Source organism: Paenibacillus sp. 8b26, assembly GCF_050626875.1.
Lineage (GTDB): Bacteria > Bacillota > Bacilli > Paenibacillales > Paenibacillaceae > Paenibacillus.
Window position 1 is genome coordinate 473,789 of the sequence record NZ_CP192445.1, and the last position, 20,340, is coordinate 494,128.

Below are 20,340 nucleotides of genomic sequence, written 5' to 3' on the forward strand. Positions count from 1 at the left end.
CTTTGCAGGCAAGGGCAGTCGGACCAGCCGCCGCCCTCTGCACACGCAAAGTGAAATCATTGCATTTTAGAAAACTGATTTAGAAAACAAAGTCGATGGAATCCGGTGAGAAACCTTCCGGCTTGTCGTCAGAGGTCACCTGAATATCGCTTAACAGCAAATCTGGATCGATTCCAACCTGTGACAGAATCGCTATCAAATCTTCGGTTAATCGTTCAATAGCGTCTGTTCCAAACAGCTTCGTGCAATATTCGAAGGAACCCTTGATCACCCCATCTTCATCACTCATGGACAAGGTCAGATCGAATTTTGAGATGCTATGTTCCTGAACATATGGACTGAAGGACAGGGTCTCAAGCTTCGCTTCCTGCGACTCTGTATTTTGCAGTACAAACATGGTGTCAAACAACGGATTACGGCTTGCATCCCGTGCTACATCCAGCTTTTCCACCAACTCTTCAAGTGGATAATCCTGATGCTCGAAGGCTTGCAGCGTACGATCTCTGACTTCCAGCAAGTAGCTGTGGAATGTTTGGCTGCCCTTTGGCTGATGCCGGATGGCTAGCGTATTGACGAACATTCCGATAAGTGGCTCCAGCTCAGGCAGCAGGCGGCCTGCTACCGGAGTACCGATAATCAAATCGTCCTGACCGCTGTATTTGGACAACAGAACGGTGTAAGCACTCAAAAGTACCATGTACAGCGTACTTCCGGTCTGAGCCACAATTCGGTGCAGCTGCTCGGATACTTTCGGGTCAACTGTAAATTCATACAGTGCTCCCTCGAAGCTGCGAACAGCAGGTCTTGGATAAGCAATCGGCAGATCCAGTACCGGTAATTCTCCGGCTAAATGCTCCAGCCAGAAATGTTCCCGGCGTTGGTATGACTCACGCTGCATTTCCTGCTGCTGCCACACGGCAAAGTCCTTGTACTGAATTTGCAACGGCTCCAATTCTTGCTCCTCGTACAGCTGTACCAGCTCCTGCACGATATTGTCAGACGATACACCATCCGAAATAATATGGTGCATGTCGTACATCAAAAGGTGGCGCCCTGGTCCGGTTTGAATGAGACGAACACGCAGCAGCGGTGCATGTCGAAGATCAAAGCTGCGTACAAATGACTCGATATACGCTTCGGCTTCGGATTCACTGACCTGCAGACGTTCTACTGCAAATTCAACCTGATCGTAAACCCGCTGAACGACCTCGCCTTCCACCATTTCAAAGGAAGTCCGCAACGTTTCATGACGGTCAATTAACTGACGGAACGCAGCCTCCAGTCGATCTGCCTGGAGCGGACCTTCCACCGTTAACACACCCGGCATGTTGTAGCTGACATCCCCACCTTCCAGATGGCTCAAAATATACAGCCGTTTTTGAGCCGAGGAAACCGGGTAGTAGGCCTGTTTCGCCACTGCAGGGATCACCGTATAGGTGTCTGTGCCGTGCGTAGCTATGAGCTGGGCTTGCTGCTCAATCGTAATGTGTTGGAACACCTCACGAAGTGTAATCCGGCTGTCCAGTTCCTGATGGATTTTGGCCACCAGCGTTGTTGCCCGCAGGGAGTGTCCACCTATGTCGAAGAATGAGTCGGTGACTCCTACGCTGGACAGCTTCAATACATCCTGCCAGATTTGAGCAAGCTTGGCTTCCAGCGGCGTCCGCGGCGCAACGTACTCCAGGCCTCCTTCGAGGCGTGCTTCCGGCGCAGGCAACGCCTTGCGGTCGATTTTTCCGCTTGGGGTCAGCTGGAAGCGATCCAGTTGTACAACATACGTCGGAATCATGTAGTCCGGCAGCTTCGGCTGCAGCGCGTTGCGCAGCTCCGGCAGACTCAGCGGTGCTGTGGCTACGATGTAGGCACACAGATCCTTGTGTCCATCTTCGTTTTCCCATGCAGTGACCACAGCTTTCTGAATGCCGTCCACGGTCAGCAGCTGTGCTTCCACCTCGCCCAGCTCGATCCGATACCCCCGAATTTTTACCTGGTGGTCGATCCGGCCCAAATACTCGATGCTGCCATCCGGCAGCCACCGTGCCAGGTCGCCCGTCCGGTACATGCGGTGGCTATGGTCATCTGGAGCTTGTTCAGCTTCCAATGAAGCTGAGGCGAACGGATTCGGGAGGAACTTCTCTGCCGTCAGTTCCGGCAGGTTCAGGTATCCTCGTCCTACACCTGCACCCCCGATATAGAGCTCACCCGCGATACCGATCGGCACCAGCTGTTGTCTGGTGTTCAGAATGTACACGGACTGGTTCGCTATCGGCGTTCCGATGGATACTGTGTGCTCCCCTTTTTCCAGCAGTACGTTCAAGGATTCCCCATCTTCAATCGTACAGGCTGTCGCATCTACTGTCGTTTCGGTCGGACCGTACACATTGGTAATTACCGGGTGGTACCCGGACCACTTGTGCAGGAACACATTGACCAGCTGTACAGATAACGCTTCGCCGCCGATCAGATAGTGCTTCACTCCCGGCGCTTCTGTCACGTTGACGCTTTCGTTCAAAATATGCAGATGCGCAGGTGTGCCATCCGACAGATCGATCCGGTGCGTACGGTAGTAAGCGATCAAATGCTCCCCGCTCAGGCTTACGTCACGGGATACCACATGCAGGGTGTGGCCTAATAGCAAGCTGGCAAAGATTTGCTTCACCGAAGCATCAAATACAAACGCCGACAGCCATGCGACGTGAAGCGGCTGCTCATAGTGGCTGTATACCCGCTCAGATAAAGCATCTACCAGATTGCTGACGCTGCCCTGCTCAATCATGACCCCTTTCGGCTGGCCGGTTGTACCTGACGTGTAAATCATATAGGCCAGGTTATGCGGGCCGGCAACGGAGATCAGGTTGCTTGTATCCTGTCCGTTCAGCTGAGCCTGAACGTCCTCGTCATCAAGGACCACAGTCTGTACTGTGGATGGCAGGCTGAGCGAGAGATTCGCGACTCTGCTTGTAATCACGACCTTTGCCCCACTGTCTTGAAGCATGTAGTCAATGCGTTCCTGCGGATACATGATATCCATTGGCACATACGCGCCTCCGGCCTTAAGTACCCCCATAATGCACACCAGGATATCCGCAGAACGTTCTAGTAATACGCCTACCGGTTGATCTGCTTCGACCCCTTTCACCCGTAACACACGGGCCAATCGGTTTGCTTGCTCGTTCAGCTCAGCGTAGGTCAGCGCCGTGTCCCCAGACACGACTGCTACCCGCTCAGGGCTACGCTTCGCTTGCTCTTCAAAGCGTTCGCTGAGCGCACGACCTTGTCCTCCTACACGCACGCTATGCGCGTTCGGATCGTTGAACACCTTCAGAATCCGCTCGGTTTCTTCCTCCGTTATCAGCTCCAGTTCACCCAGCTTCGCATCCGGATTCGCTGCCACGGCTTCGGCCAAACGAATGAAGTGACGTGTCATCCGTTCTACGGTTTCCCGTTGATATAGCGCGGTTGCATACTGCAATCCGAACTGAATGCCTGTCTCTTCCTCTCTGGCTTCCAGCGTCAAATCAAACTTGGCTGGCGTTTGTTCCAAGCCGTATGGATGGAAGCTCAGGTCTGCCAGCTGCAGTTCGCCTTCCTCAGTGGTTTGCAGCGTAAACATCGTATCGAACAACGGATTACGGCTCATATCCCGCTTCACATTCAGCTTTTCCACCAGTTCCTCAAATGGATAGTCCTGATGTTCGTACGCTTGCAGGGCACGAACTTTCACTTCTTCCACGTAGCTGCGGAAGGTATGCTCCGCTGTCGGATAGTTTCGCAATGCCAACGTACCGACGAACATCCCGAGGATCGGCTCCAGATCTGCATGCGGACGTCCTGCAATCGGCGTGCCGACCACAATATCCTCTTGGCCGCTGTATTGATGCAAGAGCGCAGTGTATGCCGCCAGCAGCACCATATACAGCGTGGAGCCTGTTTGCGCCGCCAGTTCTTTCAGGCGTTCGCTAACTTCATGCTCCAGTCCGAACACGACCGTATCCCCTGCCGTACTTCGTACCGCCGGACGGGCAAAGTCCGTAGGTAAATCCAGCACTGGCAACTCACCCCGGAAGGTGTCGAGCCAGTACGCTTCCTGACGCTGCATCCACTCCTGATGGGCTTCGCTTTGCTGCCATACCGCATAATCCTTGTACTGAATCCGCAATGGCGACAGCTCTTCACCCTCATACAAGCGGACAAATTCATCGGTCAGTACGCCCATCGACACACCATCCGAAACGATATGATGCATGTCGAGCATGAGCAAATGCTGCGGTTCTTGCTCCACTCCTTGTACGCCCAGGTCCACCAAGCCTACCCGCAGCAGCGGCGCAGCTTGCAGATCGAACGGACGGACAAAGCGTCGCACCCGCTCTTGCGCTTCCTTGCTGACCATCGTATCCGTAGTAGTCGCACCCTCTGCCTGTACCTTTGCATATTCCACCTCGAAAGGCACAGTGTCCTCAATCCATTGCATCGGCTCACTGTCCATCAGCTCAAAGCGGGTACGCAAGGTCGCATGGCGAGCGATCAGTTGACGGAACACGTCTTCTACTCGTCTCACGTCCAGCGGACCGCTCACTTGCAGCACCGACGGCATGTTGTAGTTCACATCATTCGGGTCGAACTGATGCAGCACATACAGTCGTTTTTGCGCCGAGGATAACGGGTAGAAGGCACGAGCTTCCGTTACCGGAATGGACGCATACGCCACTTGATCCAGACTTTCCAGAACCGCTGCCAGTTGTTCAATCGTTGGTGCTTCAAAAATACTGCGCAATGGAAGCGGCTTGTTCAGTTCCTTGTGAATCTTCGAGGCCAAGGTGGTCGCACGCAGCGAATGTCCGCCAATCTCGAAGAAGTTTTCCTTCACACCGACCTGCGCCAAGCCCAGCACATCCTGCCAAATTTGCGCCAGCTTCGCTTCCACCCACGTCCGCGGTGCGACATAGTCCGCTCCGCTTTGCAGGCTGCCTTCCGGTGCTGGTAAAGCTTTGCGGTCGATTTTGCCGTTCGGTGTCAGTGGCATGTGCTCCAGCTGTACCAAATACGAAGGCACCATGTAGTTTGGAAGCTCCGCGCCCAGTAAGCTGCGCAGCTCTCCTGCGTTCACTTCCCGTTCAGCAACATAGTACGCCACCAGTTGATTTTGCCCCTGCTCGTCCGCCTGGGCCAGCACAATAACCTCTTGCACATCTTCCACTTTCAGCATTTGGGCCTCAACCTCGCCCAGTTCAATCCGGTAACCCCGGATTTTTACCTGATGGTCGATCCGGCCTAAATATTCGATATTGCCATCCGGCATCCATCTCGCCAAATCGCCTGTACGGTACATCCGTTCATAACCTGCTTCGCCAGCCGCAAATGGATTCGGTACAAATTTCTCAGCCGTCAGCTCTGGACGATCCAGATAACCACGGGCCAGACCCGGACCAGATACGCACAGCTCACCCGCTACGCCTATTGGAGCCAAATGTCCATGCACATCCACCATGTATACCCGATGATTCGGAATAGGACGTCCGATGGAAATCAGTTGGCCTGCTCTCTCGTCTTCGGATACCGACCAAACCGACGTCGCTACCGAGTTTTCTGTCGGACCGTAACCGTTGTAGTACGCCACCTGATCCTTCCACTTGTGCACCAGCTCTGTCGACGATGCTGATCCGGCAGTGAACAGAATACGCAGGTTCGGCATATGCTCCGGTTCCAGATATACAGCATAGGTCGGTGGTAACGTCGCCACCGTAATCTGATGTTCTTTCATGTAATGCTCGAATCTCTCATAGTCCAAAATCGTCTCTGACGTTGGCACGTACAACGTGGCTCCGCAGAACAGCGCCTGGAAGATTTCCCAGCAAGCCGCATCAAACGAATAGCTGGCGAACAATAACGCATGATCCGACGTGCTGATCCGAAGTGTCTGATCAAAATACGTTTTCAGATTGCACAGCCCGTGATGCTCCAGCATAACGCCCTTCGGTTGACCCGTCGTACCCGACGTATAAATCACATACGCCAGATCGTTTGGACCGGACAACGGCTCCAGATTGGAACCATCCTCGTGATACAGACCCTGTGCTCCATCCAGCACCAGCATGTTGCCGTCAAAGGTTACTTTGTCCACCAGATGGCTTTGCGTCAACAACAGCTCTGCCCCTGAGTCGTCCAGCATGTAGCGGATACGCTCCTCTGGATACGTCGGATCGATTGGTACATATGCACCCCCGGCTTTCAAAATCCCGAAGATGCCCACAATCATGTCTACCGAACGCTCGGTCATCAGACCCACTAGACGATCCTTCGTCACGCCTTGACTGCGCAAGGTACGAGCCAAACGATTCGCACGTTCATTCAGCTCGCGATAGGTCAACTGCTCTCCTTCAAAGAACAACGCTGCCTGCTCCGGTGTCTGCGCTGTTTGTGTCTCGAACAAGCCATGGATCGTCTGCTCGCTTGGATACTTGGCGGCTGTATCTCCCCATAGGCCCAGAATTTGCTCGCGCTCTTGCTCGCTTAACATATCCAGCTCACGTACCCGAATGTCTGGCTTCGCTATCACTTGCTCCAGCAGCTGCACCAGATGGCCCTGAGTCCGTTCAACAGCTTCACGATCATAGAGCTTTGCATTGTATTCAAATCGGATTTTCATCGCTTCCTGCGGAATGACGAGCAGATTGAAATCATAGTTGGTTTGTTCAATCATGCCTGCATTGCTAATTTCAAAATCCGATTCTGCGCCTTCGCCAAGTTGCTCGACCTGCTCCTCCACCGGATAGTTTTCGAACACGATAATGTGGTTGATCAGGTCTTGCTTTTGCTCGCTTAAGGCTTGAATTTCATATAGCGGATACGTTTCATAAGCTTGAGAAGCCAGCGCCTGCTTCTGATTCGCTCTGATCATGTCGGCAAATGTATCCTCAGCTCCACTGCGGATACGTACTGGAATGGTGTTAATGAACAAGCCCACCATATTTTCGATACCCGAAATATCAGCCGGACGACCAGACACTACGCCGCCAAAAACAGCGTCATCACTACCGTTGTACTTTTGAAGCAGCAATCCCCATGCCGTTTGCAGTAATGTATTCGTGGTCACGTGGTGCTGCTTGGCAACCATTTCAATGCGTCCTGTCAAGTCCTTGCCCAGATCGCACAGCACATGCTCAAATTGTGCACCGTCCGCTTTCACGCCTACTTTTCCGGTCGGAATCGAAGTTTGCTGATCATAGTCGAGCAAATAATCATTCCAGTATGAAGATGCAGCCTCTACATCCTGTGCTTCAAGCCACTCAATATACTGACTGTATGGAGTAACTGGGGCAAGCTTCGGTTCTCTATGCTCGACGGCTGCAAAATAAGCCTCAAACACCTCATCCGTTACCAACGCCACACACCAGCCATCCATCAAGATGTGATGAGAACTCCACACAAAATAATAATCCTCATCACCTGTTCGTAAAATCGCCACGCGCATCAATGCATCCCGGGACAAATCGAATCCGGCTGCCTTGTCTTTACGAATAAATTCCTTCACATACGCGTCACGCTCCTGCTCATCCAAATGACGCAGATCTTCATATTCGAAACCAATATCCTTGCGGCGGAAAATGACCTGCACAGGCTCATCCTGCCAACCACTGTAGAAATTAGCTCTAAAAATCTCATGCCGCTGCGCCAAATGATTCAAGCTATCTTGGAAAATATCCGCTTGGAAGCGTCCGCGCAAATCAAATGTCGTTTGTTCAAAATAAGCACCTGACTCTGCATCCATCAGGCTATGGAACAACATACCTTTTTGCATCGGCGTTAACGCATATACATTTTCCAGTTCGCCAATGTCACGAGTCTGCTCTACCAATTGATCCAGCTCAGCCATGGTTACATTTTTAAGCATTACATCGCTTGGAGTCAGCTCCTGCTGTTTGCGGCCTGCGCAATGCGCAATGATTTCCCGCAAGCTGGTTCTGAACTCCTCGGCTAGTTGCTCCATCGTTTCACGGCGATATTCCTGATTGCTGTAGCTGATCGTCAATTGCAGTTCGCCTTCGGAAATCATTCCATTAATGTCTAGCGTATACGATCTGGCTGCATGTGCGCTAAGCTCTTCACCGCTGGAGTAAGGAGATACGTCAATGGATTGATTTTGCATATCTTGATCAAATTGTCCCAAATAGTTAAAGCTGATTTCAGGTTCGGTTACAAAACGCTCTTGCTCACGTGCTGCGGACAGGTATCTCAAAATACCGTAGCCAATGCCCTTTTGCGGAATGCGACGCAGCCCTTCTTTCACATTTTTGATGCACTGTGAAAGGTCTTGCCCCACGCTCATATCCAGCACAACCGGGAATTGAGTCGTGAACCAGCCAACGGTGCGAGTAATATCCAGCTCTGGCAAAATGGACTCCCGTCCATGTCCTTCCAGGTTGACGAGCACTCGTCCAATGCCAGCCCAGCGATGAATCGTCATTCCCAATGCCGTAAGCAGCAAATCGTTCATATCCGTGTTGTAGGCACGATGCGCCTGTTTTAACAGCTGCTCCGTTTCCTGAGCTGTCCACGTGGCAGTAACGATCTCGCTGTCCCTATTTAAGGAATAGGACTGTGGCTGGTCTTTTGGAAGCAGCTCATACATTCCCTGTTCAATTTCTTGCCAGAATGCGAGTTCCGCTGCAATTGCCGAACCGTTCGCATATTGAGACTGCCCATCAGCCCAGGTGCGAAACGAATCCGTTTTGTGCGGAAGACGAGTCGCTTGTCCATTCAATGCCTGCTCATAGGCTGTCGAAATATCCTCGAACAAAATGCGCCAGGATACGGTGTCCACCACTAAGTGATGAATCGCAATCAGCAAATGGTCTCCATCTGGGCAATGGAACAGCCCCAGCTTCACCAGCGGTCCTTCACTCAAATCAATTCCAGCTTGAATTTCATTCGCTTTGGCCTCGATGGCCGCAGACACCTCAGTCTCATTGCTGAAGTCCGTCTGTTCCAGCGTGTACAGCTTACTCTCACCAATCGCACGGTTCCATGCTTCGTATCCGTGATCGGTAGGACGGAAAATGGTACGCAGCGCGTCGTGATGGCTAACAATTTGATCCATCGCTGTACGTAGTGCCTTTTCATCAAAACCATCCTTGCTATGCAGCATGATGGACTGGTTATGATGATGAGCATCCGTCAGGTTTTGCTCAAAGAACCATTGTTGAACTGGTGTCAGCTTCACAGCGCCCACCACTTCGCTTTGATCTGCCAATCTTGTCACAGATTGGACTTTCAGCGCCAATGCAGACACCGTTGGATTGCTGAACAGATCCTTCATGTTCAGTCGGTAGCCTGCTTGCAGCAATCGGGACGATACCTGCAAGGCCTTGATCGAATCGCCACCCAGCTCGAAGAAGTTATCCTGCGTGCCTACCGTTTCCACGCCCAGCACCCCGGCCCATACCGAAGCCAATACCTGCTCTACCGTTGTACGCGGTGCTACATAGGCTGCACCTGTATGGATACTGCCTTCTGGCTCCGGCAAGGCCTTGCGGTCGATTTTGCCGTTGCTCGTCAGCGGTATCGTCTCCAGACGCATCAAGCGTGCTGGCACCATGTGCGCCGGTAGCCCTGCTTCCAGCTCGGCCTGTACCTCCTCGATCCGCAGCTCCGCTTCTCCCGTGATATAGCCGCACAAATACTTGTGCCCACGCTCGTCTGTCCGGTCGATCACGACCGCTTGACGCACACCCGGCACCCGCTGGATCACGGTTTCGATCTCGCCCAGCTCGATCCGGTAGCCCCGGATTTTGACTTGATAGTCCATCCGGCCGATGAAGTCCACATTCCCGTCCGGCATCCACCGTGCCAAATCGCCTGTGCGATACAATCGTTCACCCGGCACGTACGGATTCGCCACGAATTTCTCGGCCGTCAGGTCGGCACGGTTCAGGTACCCACGTGCTACCCCGGCTCCGCCAATGCATAGCTCGCCCAGTACGCCGACAGGTACCGGATTCAGCTGGCTGTCCACGATATAAAAGCGGGCGTTCAGCCACGCCTGACCAATCGGCACACTACCGCTGCTCGGCAGCTTCGATAGCTCTTCGTCATAGAAACTGGAGTCAATCGCCGCTTCTGTTACGCCGTAGCTGTTAATAATCCGAGTATCTGCACCAAATCGTTCTTGCAGCACCCGGTAATCCGTCACACTGCAGCTATCTGAGCTGGTGATCAGCAGTTCCAGACTGCTCATGTCCAGTCCCTGTTCATACACATGCTGCATGAACGGTACGATCAGGGCCGGTGTCGATTCGAACACCGTAACCTGATAATTGCGAATCCAGCTATACAGACGGCTTGGATCAATCCGGTCATCTTTCGGGCAGATGACCATCGTTCCACCGTTATAGAGCGCCCGTGCCATATCCCCGACGAATACGTCGAAGGAGAAGCTCGCCAGCTGCAACAACCGTACTGGGAACTGGTTCAGACGGTAATCCCGGCGATATGCCGCAGCCGTATTCACCAAGCTGCGATGCTCGATCATGACTCCCTTCGGACGTCCCGTTGTTCCGGAGGTGTAGATCACATACGCCAGATCCTGTGGCTCGTTGATAGGTTCGACATCCGCAATATCCCCGGTGTACAGCGACTCATCGTCCAACGCCAGTACAGTCTGCAAACGCAGTCCTGTTGCTGGTTCGGATGTTGCCTTATTTTCATCCAGCCATACCTGGGCACGCTCCTGCAAGCCTATTTGAGTCAACAGCACCGTAGCACCGCTGTCCTCCAGCATGAAACGAATACGTTCTGACGGATAGTCTGCATCCAGCGGCACATATGCGCCTCCAGCCTTCCACACTGCCAGTACGCCGACCAGCATGTCCACCGAACGTTCGCTCAAGATGCCGACAATCGACTCGCGTCCAATGCCTTCATTCCGCAATCTACGAGCCAATTGGTTCGCACGCTCGTTCAGTTTGCGGTACGTAAGTTGTTGCTCCTCGTACACAACCGCCACGTGATCCGGTACAAGCTGCGTCTGTTCTTCCACAAAGGCATGGAACAGGGCTCCTGCTTCAACAGCAGTAACATCCGATACTCCCACATCTCCAAAACCGTAGATGATTTGTGCTTTTTCCTCGACGGTTACCATATCCAAAGTTGCCAGTGGCTGCTGTGGATGAAGTGTAATGGCACGAACGAGTTCGGTAAAATGCTTGGCCAATCGCGCGATGGTTTCAGGCTTGTACAGCGCTGTGCTGTATTCCAGACTGCACAGAATACCTTCCGGCTGTTCCACTGCATCCAGAGTCAAATCAAATTTGGCAGTATTATTTTCCGTCGGATACGGCTTTAAGGTCAGACCTTCCAGCTGCAACTCCTGCTGCTCAAATGTTTTCAACTCAAACATCGTGTCAAACAGTGCATTTCGGCTCGTATCCCGTGTCAAATTCAGCTTTTCAACCAACTCTTCAAAAGGATAGTCTTGATGCTCATAAGCACTGAGCGCATGCTCCTTGACCTCCTGCAGGTAATCAAGGAACGCTTTGTCGCCAGACGGATAATTGCGGATCGCCAACGTGTTGAGGAATACGCCTATCAGGCCACCCAACTCCGCATGTGGTCTTCCGGCAATCGGCGTTCCGACGATAATGTCCTCCTGCCCCGAATATTTATGCAAAAGCGTGCTATACGCTGCAAGCAACACCATGTACAAGGTTGATCCGGTTTGAGAGGCCAACTGTTTCAACTGCTCACTGTCCTCCATGCTGATCGCAAAATCCAATCGAGCTCCTTCCAGACGCTGTACGGCTGGTCTTGCAAAATCTGTTGGCATATCCAGCGCCGGAATTTCACCAGCCATGGTTTTCAGCCAATAGCTTTCTTGCTCACGAAGACGTTCACTTTGCATATCTGCATGCTGCCAAACGGCATAGTCCTTGTACTGGATGCGAAGTGGCGGCAGCTCCTTGCCTGCATACAATTGAGAGAGCTCCTGCACGATAATTCCCTCAGTAACGCCATCCGAAATAATATGGTGCATGTCATAGAGCATAACGTGACGTTGCGGTCCGTTTTCCACCAACTGAACCCGCAGCAACGGTGCTTGCGCGAGATCAAATGCACGTACAAAGTCCAGTGCGTACTGCTGTGTCTCTTCTTCGCTTGCCTGCACATACTCCACGTTGAATTCGACATTTGGATCAATACGTTGAACAACCTCGCCATCCACCATATCGAATCTGGTTCGCAGGGTTTCATGACGGGCAATCAGCTGGCGGAAGGCTTGCTCCAGTCGCATTTTATCCAGGGAACCTTCAATAATTAAAGCTTCCGGCATGTTATAGCTAACCTCTCCACCTTCCAGGTGACTCAAAACATACATCCGTTTTTGCGCCGAGGAAACTGGATAATATGCGTGCTCCTCCACAACAGGTATGGATACATACGTTTGCTGTGTCTGATGTTCATCCATCACCTGTACCAATTGCTCAATCGTCGGATATTGGAAAATATCTCGCAGCGGCAGCTTGTGATGCAGCTCCTGATGAATTTTCGCCACCAGTGTTGTGGCGCGCAGAGAATGTCCTCCCACTTCAAAGAAGTTATCCTTAATGCCTATCTGCGAATGATTCAGTACACTTTGCCAGATACGTACCAGCTGCTCTTCCAGAAATGTCCGCGGCGCAACGTACTCCGTGCCTCCCAAGCGCGCTTCCGGCGCAGGCAATGCTTTGCGGTCGATTTTTCCGTTTGGTGTCAGCGGGAAACGATCCAGTTGTACGACATACGTCGGGATCATATAGCCCGGCAGCTTTGGCTGCAGAGCGTTGCGTAGCTCCGGCAAACTCAGCGCCTCTGAGGCTACGAGATACGCACACAGGTCCTTGTTGCCGTCTTCGTTTTCCCAGGCGGTGACCATGGCTTTTTGAATGCCCTCCACGGTCAGCAGCTGCGCTTCCACCTCGCCCAGTTCAATCCGGTAGCCCCGGATTTTGACTTGATAGTCCATCCGCCCGATAAAGTCTACATTTCCGTCCGGCATCCACCGCGCCAAATCGCCTGTGCGGTACAATCGTTCACCCGGCACGTACGGATTTGCCACGAATTTCTCAGCCGTCAGGTCGGCACGGTTCAGGTACCCGCGTGCTACCCCGGCTCCGCCAATGCATAGCTCGCCCAGTACGCCGATAGGCACCGGATTCAACTGGCTGTCCACGATATAAAAACGGGCGTTCAGCCACGCCTGACCAATCGGCACACTACCGCTGCTTGGCAGCTTCGACAGCTCTTCATCGTAGAAGCTGGAGTCAATCGCCGCTTCCGTTACACCATAGCTGTTAATAATCCGAGTATCTGCACCAAACCGCTCTTGCAGCACCCGATAATCCGCCACGTTGCAGCTATCCGAGCTGGTGATCAGCAGTTCCAGACTGCTCATGTCCAGTCCCTGTTCATGCACATGCTGCATGAACGGTACGATCAGGGCCGGGGTCGATTCGAACACCGTAACCTGATAATCGTGAATCCAGCTATACAGACGGCTTAGATCAATCCGGTCGTCTTTCGGACAAATGACCATCGTTCCGCCGTTATAGAGCGCCCGTGCGATATCCCCGACGAATACGTCGAAGGAGAAGCTCGCCAATTGCAACAACCGTACCGGGAACTGGTTCAGACGGTAATCCCGGCGATACGCCGCAGCCGTATTCACCAAGCTGTGATGCTCAATCATGACCCCTTTCGGACGTCCTGTTGTACCGGAGGTATAGATCACATACGCCAGATCCTGCGGCTCATTGACAGGTTCGACATCCGCAATATCCCCGGTGTACAGCGACTCATCGTCCAACGCCAGTACAGTCTGCAAACGCAGTCCTGTTGCTGGTTCGGATGTTGCTTCACTGTCAGATGGCGAGTCTAATGTTAAACTCAGGTCTCCATGGAGGGTATCTAATTCCACCGTTTCAGCACTAACCGCCGTTTCCAGTTGGCCCTCAGACTTCCCTCCGGCCAAGACCCCTCGGCTTTCCTCCAGCCATACCTGGGCACGCTCCTGCAAGCCTGTTTGGGTCAACAGCACCGTAGCACCGCTGTCCTCCAGCATGAAACGAATACGTTCTGACGGATAGTCTGCATCCAGCGGCACATATGCGCCTCCAGCCTTCCACACTGCCAGTACGCCGACCAGCATGTCTACCGAGCGTTCGCTCAAGATGCCGACAATCGACTCGCGTCCAATGCCTTCATTCCGCAATCTACGAGCCAATTGGTTCGCACGCTCGTTCAGTTTACGGTACGTAAGTTGTTGATCCTCGTACACAACCGCCACGTGATCCGGTACAAGCTGCGCCTGTTCTTCCACAAAGATATGGAACAGGGCTCCTGCTTCAACAGCAGCAACATCCGATACCCCCACATCTCCAAAACCGTAGATGATTTGTGCTTTTTCCTCGACAGTTACCATATCCAAAGCTGCCAGCGGCTGCTGCGGATCAAGTGTAATCGCACGAACGAGTTCGGTAAAATGCTTGGCCAATCGCGCGATGGTTTCAGGCTTGTACAGCGCCGTGCTGTATTCTAGACTGCACAGAATACCTTCAGGTTGCTCCACTGCATCCAGGGTCAGATCAAATTTGGCAGTATTATTTCCCATCGGATACGAATTTAGAGTAAGACCTTCCAACTGCAACTCCTGCTGCTCCAATGTTTTCAACTCAAACATCGTGTCAAACATCGCATTCCGACTTGTATCCCGCGTTAAATTGAGCTTCTCAACCAGCTCTTCAAAAGGATAGTCTTGATGCTCATAAGCACTGAGCGCATGCTCCTTGACCTCTTGCAGGTAATCAAGATATGATTTGTCGCCAGACGGATAATTACGGATCGCCAACGTGTTGATGAATACACCTACAAGGCTCTCCAGTTCCGCATGCGGTCTTCCGGCAATCGGCGTTCCAACCACAATATCCTCTTGGCCGGTGTATTTATGCAAGAGCGCGGTGTACGCTGCCAGCAGCACCATATACAGTGTTGCGCCTGTTTGTGCAGCCAGTTCTTTCAGGCGTTCGCTAACTTCACGCTCCAGTCCGAATTCGATCGTATTCCCTGCTGTACTCTGCATCGCCGGACGGGCAAAGTCGGTTGCCATATCCAGCACAGGCAGTTCGCCTCGGAAAGTGTCGAGCCAGTACGCTTCCTGACGCTGCATCCACTCCTGATGGGCTTCGCTTTGCTGCCATACCGCATAATCCTTGTACTGAATCCGTAATGGCGATAGCTCTTCACCGTCATACAAGCGGACAAATTCATCGGTCAGCACCTCCATGGACACACCATCCGAAACGATATGATGCATGTCGAGCATGAGCAAATGCTGCGATTCTTGCTCCACTCCTTGTACGCCCAGGTCCACCAAGCCTACCCGCAGCAGCGGCGCAGCTTGCAGATCGAACGGACGTACAAAGCGCCGCACCCGCTCTTGCGCTTCCTTGCTCACCATCGTGTCTGTATCCGTAGTGATTGCGCCCTCTGCCTGTATCTTTGCATATTCCACCTCGAACGGTACGGTGTCCTCAATCCATTGCATCGGCCCACTGTCCACCAGTTCAAAGCGGGTACGCAAGGTCGCATGGCGAGCAATCAGTTGACGGAACACGTCTTCTACTCGTTGCACATCCAGCGGACCGCTCACTTGCAGCACCGACGGCATGTTGTAGTTCACATCATTCGGGTCGAGCTGATGCAGCACATACAATCGTTTCTGCGCCGAGGATAACGGGTAGAAGCCACGGGCTTCCGTCACCGGAATGGACGCATACGCCACTTGATCCAGACTTTCCAGTACCGTTGCCAGTTGTTCAATCGTTGGTGCTTCAAAAATACTCCGCAGTGGAAGCGGCTTGTTCAGCTCCTTGTGAATCTTCGAGGCCAGGGTTGTCGCCCGCAGCGAATGTCCGCCAATCTCGAAGAAGTTTTCCTTCACACCGACCTGTGCCAAGCCCAGCACATCCTGCCAAATTTGCGCCAGCTTCACTTCCACCCACGTCCGAGGTGCGACATAATCCGCTTCGCTTTGCAGGCTACCTTCTGGCGCTGGCAGTGCCTTGCGGTCGATTTTGCCATTCGGACTCAGCGGCATCTGCTCCAGCTGTACAAAGTACGATGGCACCATATAGCTTGGCAGTTCCCGGCCCAGTTCACTTCTCAGCTCGCTGGCTCCGAGCTCTTGTCCGGCGACGTAGTACGCCACCATTTGTTTTTGGCCTGTTTCGTCTGCACGGGCCATGACGACCGCTTCTCGTACCGACTCCACCTTCAGCAGCTGCGATTCGACCTCGCCCAGCTCGATCCGGTACCCCCGGATTTTCACCTGATGGTCGATCCGTCCCAAATATTCGATGTTGCCGTCCGGCATCCATCTCGCCAAATCGCCCGTGTGGTACATCCGCTCATAGCCTGCTTCGCCACCGGCAAACGGATCGGCAACGAATTTTTCGGCCGTCAGCTCCGGACGGTTCAGATAGCCACGTGCTACACCTACACCGCCGATGCACAGCTCCCCTGCAACCCCAATCGGCTGCAATTGCTCCGTGCCTTCCTTCACGATGTACAGACGGATGTTCTGAATCGGTTTCCCGATTGGAATAACGGCATATTCCTCCGTCGACTCGCAATCGAAATACGATACGTCCACCGTCGCTTCGGTTGGGCCATACAGGTTGATCAGCTTCGCTCCAGCGATTCCTGACACGAGCCGTTGGAAACGTGCTACATGCTGTGGCGGCAACGCTTCTCCGCTGGCAAATACATGGCGCAGCGTTCCCAGCTTCGCTTGTATCACTTCCTGTGGCTGCTGCTCCACATACTCCAGGAATGCATGCAGCATCGCAGGCACAAAGTGCATCGTGCTTACGCTATCGCGGGCAATCGTTTCGACGATGTCCTCCGGATTCTTTTCCCCGCCAACCGACAGCAGACTCACCTTCGAGCCAACCATCGACCACCAGAACAGTTCCCACACCGACACGTCGAAGGTGAAGGCAGTCTTTTGCAGGATCGTATCCTCTGCACTCAAGCCGTAACGGTCGTGCATCCACAAAATCCGGTTCAGCACGGAATGGTGTTCGACCATAACTCCCTTCGGTTTTCCAGTGGAGCCGGAGGTGTAGATGACATAGGCTACATGGTGTGGCCCGGCCAGTGGCTCCAGATTCGAGCCGTCTTCTTGGTAAATGTCCTCACGATCCAGCACCAGCACCTTGCCATCAAAGCTCAGCGACGCTTGCTCGGCCAAATGCGATTGCGTCAGCACCAGCCTCGCTCCCGAGTCCTCCAGCATGAAACGGAGGCGGTCCGCCGGATATTCCGGGTCAATTGGTACATATGCGCCGCCTGCCTTGAGGATCGCATAGATGCCCACGATCATTTCCAGCGAGCGGTGTACCAGAATGCCCACCGGCTGATCCGGTTCAACGCCTTCCGCACGCAGGGTACGTGCAAGACGGTTGGCCCGCTCGTTCAGTTCACCGTAGGTCAACGTCTCTGCTCCAAACAGCACCGCCACCTGCTCCGGTATTCGTGCCGCCTGTTCCTCGAACAGCGCACTTAACGTCTGATCCTGCGGATAAGCTGCCGCCGTAGCTCCCCAAACCTGAACAATCTGCGCTTGTTCTTCCGCTGTTACCAATTCCAGCTCATTCACACGGATATGCGGATTGTTCACGATTTGCTCAATTACATGCAATACATGTCCTTGCATACGCTCTATCGTAGCCCGATCGTACACATTGGCGTTATATCTGAACATGATGCTGAAGACTTCATCAGGCATCACAATCAAGTCCAGATCATAATTCGTTTGCTCGACAACCTCTACATTCGTAATTTCAAAAGCAGACGGACGAACTTCGCCAAGCTGCTCCACCTGCTGCTCTACCGGGTAATTCTCAAATACCATAATGTGGTTAATCAGATTTTGCTTCTGCTCAGTCAGCGCCTGAATCTCATACAGCGGGAAACTGTCGTATACTCCCGAGGCCAGTGCCTGCTCCTGCGTTTTCCGCATAACCTCCACAAAAGTGGCATTCCGTTCACTTTGAATCCGAACCGGTATCGTATTAATGAACAAACCGATCATATTCTCTACACCAGCAATATCTGTCGGACGTCCAGATACGACACTACCGAAAATAACATCCTCATTGTTGTTATATTTCTGCAAAATAAGGCCCCACACGCTTTGCATCAGCGTATTAATCGTCACCTGCTGCTGCTTCGCAATCCGGTACATGGCTTCACTCCACGTTTGATCCAGCTCCACCGTTATTTTTTCAGAAATATATTCGCTGGTTTCACTAGCTGTAGTGGATGGAGCATTTTCCCTGCTGTCCACGGCTTGATCTTTTAATGAAGCATCCGAGCCAGGTAATAAAGTCTGCTGTTCAAAGCCTGCCAAATAGCTGCTCCAATACTCTTTTGCCGCACGTTCATCCTGACGCTCCAGCCATTCGATATATTGGCCATATGGGGTGATATTAGCAAGCTCCGGCTGCTTCTGCTCCACCAGCGCAAAGTACGTACCGAACACTTCGCCTGTAACCAGCGACAAGCACCAGCCGTCCATGACAATGTGATGGAAGCTCCAGACCAAATGATACGTTTCTTCATTTGTCTGCAACACCTGTACGCGCATGAGCGCATCGGTACCAAGATTAAAGCCCCGAGCCTGATCCTCCAGCTTGAACGCCTGAATATATGCCTTTTGCTCCGCTTCCTGCATTCCACGTAAATCCTTGAAGGAAAGGTCGCTATCTTTGTGACGGAACACGATCTGCAACGGCTCCTGATTGTGCCCTGTCTCAAACATATGGAAATTCGTCCGCAGCGCTTCATGACGCTGTATCAGCAAATCCAGACTCTTCTGGAAAATAGCTACATCAAAGCTGCCTTTTTGATCAAACGACGCTTGCTGGAAGTATGCGCCTGACTCCGGCTCCATCAAGCTATGGAAAAGCATCCCCTTCTGCATCGGCGAGAGCGCATAAACATTTTCCAGCTCACCCACAGCAGCCATTTGCTTCGTCAATTGTTCCAGCTGCTCCAACGTCAAGCCCTTGAACAATACATCGCTTGGTGTTAGCTCACTCCGCTCTTTGGAGGCACAATGAACGATCACTTCCTGCAAGCTCTCCTGCAGCAATTGTGCAAATTTTTCCACGTTTTGTTGATGATACACCTTGCTGTCATAACGAATTTCCAATGTCAGCACGCCTGCTGTAATCATCCCGTTCACATTCAGCGGATGCTCCAGAGCGGTATGGTCACTCATCGGCTCTCCACCTGGATGTGAAGACAAAGTGATATCACCATTTTCCAAATCCTGATCAAATTGTCCCAAATAGTTGAAACTGATGTCCGGCTGGAACGCCAGCTCTTCATCGTTCACATCCTGAGACATATATTTCAAAATACCGTAGCCAATGCCCTTTTGTGGCACATGACGCAAGTCTTCCTTCACCCGCTTGATTCGCTGCCCCACTTCTGCCTTGCCGTCAACATCGAGCAGCAGCGGATATTGGCTTGTAAACCAGCCCACTGTGCGTGTGATATCAATATCCGGCATAATTGCTTCCCGACCATGCCCCTCCAGATTGACCAGCACGCGCTCCTGACCGCTCCAGTTATATAACGCCGTGCCGAGTGCGGTTAACAGCAAATCATTGACCTCTGTGTTGTACGCACGGTGCGCTTCCTGAAGCAGTAGTCGTGTTTCCTGCTCGCTCCAAGCCACGGTCACCGTCTCACTGTCTCTTATCAGAGAATGCTGTCCTTCCGCGCTCTCTTGATCCTTAGGCAACGATGCGAATTCCATTTGGGCGAGATGCTGCCAATATTCGCGTTCGTTTTCGATGGCCGGACTATTCGCATATTGAGACAAGCGCTCTGCCCAAGCGGAGAACGAGTCCGTTTTATATGGCAGACGAATCGCTTCTCCCCGAACCGCCTGCTCATATCCAGTGGCAAAATCTTCAAACACAATCCGCCATGAAATGCCGTCTACGACCAAATGGTGGATTGCAATCAGTAAATGATCTCCGTCCGTGCAATGGAACAGCCCCAGCTTGACCAGTGGTCCCTCGTCCAGACGAATGGAACTTTGAATAGCATTCGCTTTCTCTTCAATGGCCTTCACTACATCTGCGTAGTCCTCTACATCCGTCAAATCAACAACGTCCAGACTATACAGCTTACCTTCGTTCAGACCACGGCTCCACGCTTCATAGCCCTGCTCGGTCTGACGGAAAACGGTGCGCAGCGCATCATGATGCTCGGTCACCTTGGTCACCGTTTGAT

The 20,340-nt window shown here is 52.6% G+C and carries 1 protein-coding gene (running past one end of the window); it reads right to left on the reverse strand.

Features of this window, described 5'->3' with window-relative positions; all coding sequences use genetic code 11:
* Positions 1-79 precede the first annotated feature (79 nt).
* A protein-coding gene (locus tag ACQ4MX_RS02000; protein ID WP_431089045.1) for a non-ribosomal peptide synthase/polyketide synthase crosses the window boundary here: on the reverse strand, positions 80-20,340 show its 3' end. Its footprint extends 21,955 nt past the window's final position; the window shows 20,261 of its 42,216 coding nt (coding positions 21,956-42,216); its start codon lies beyond the right edge, outside the window; it ends in the stop codon at positions 80-82.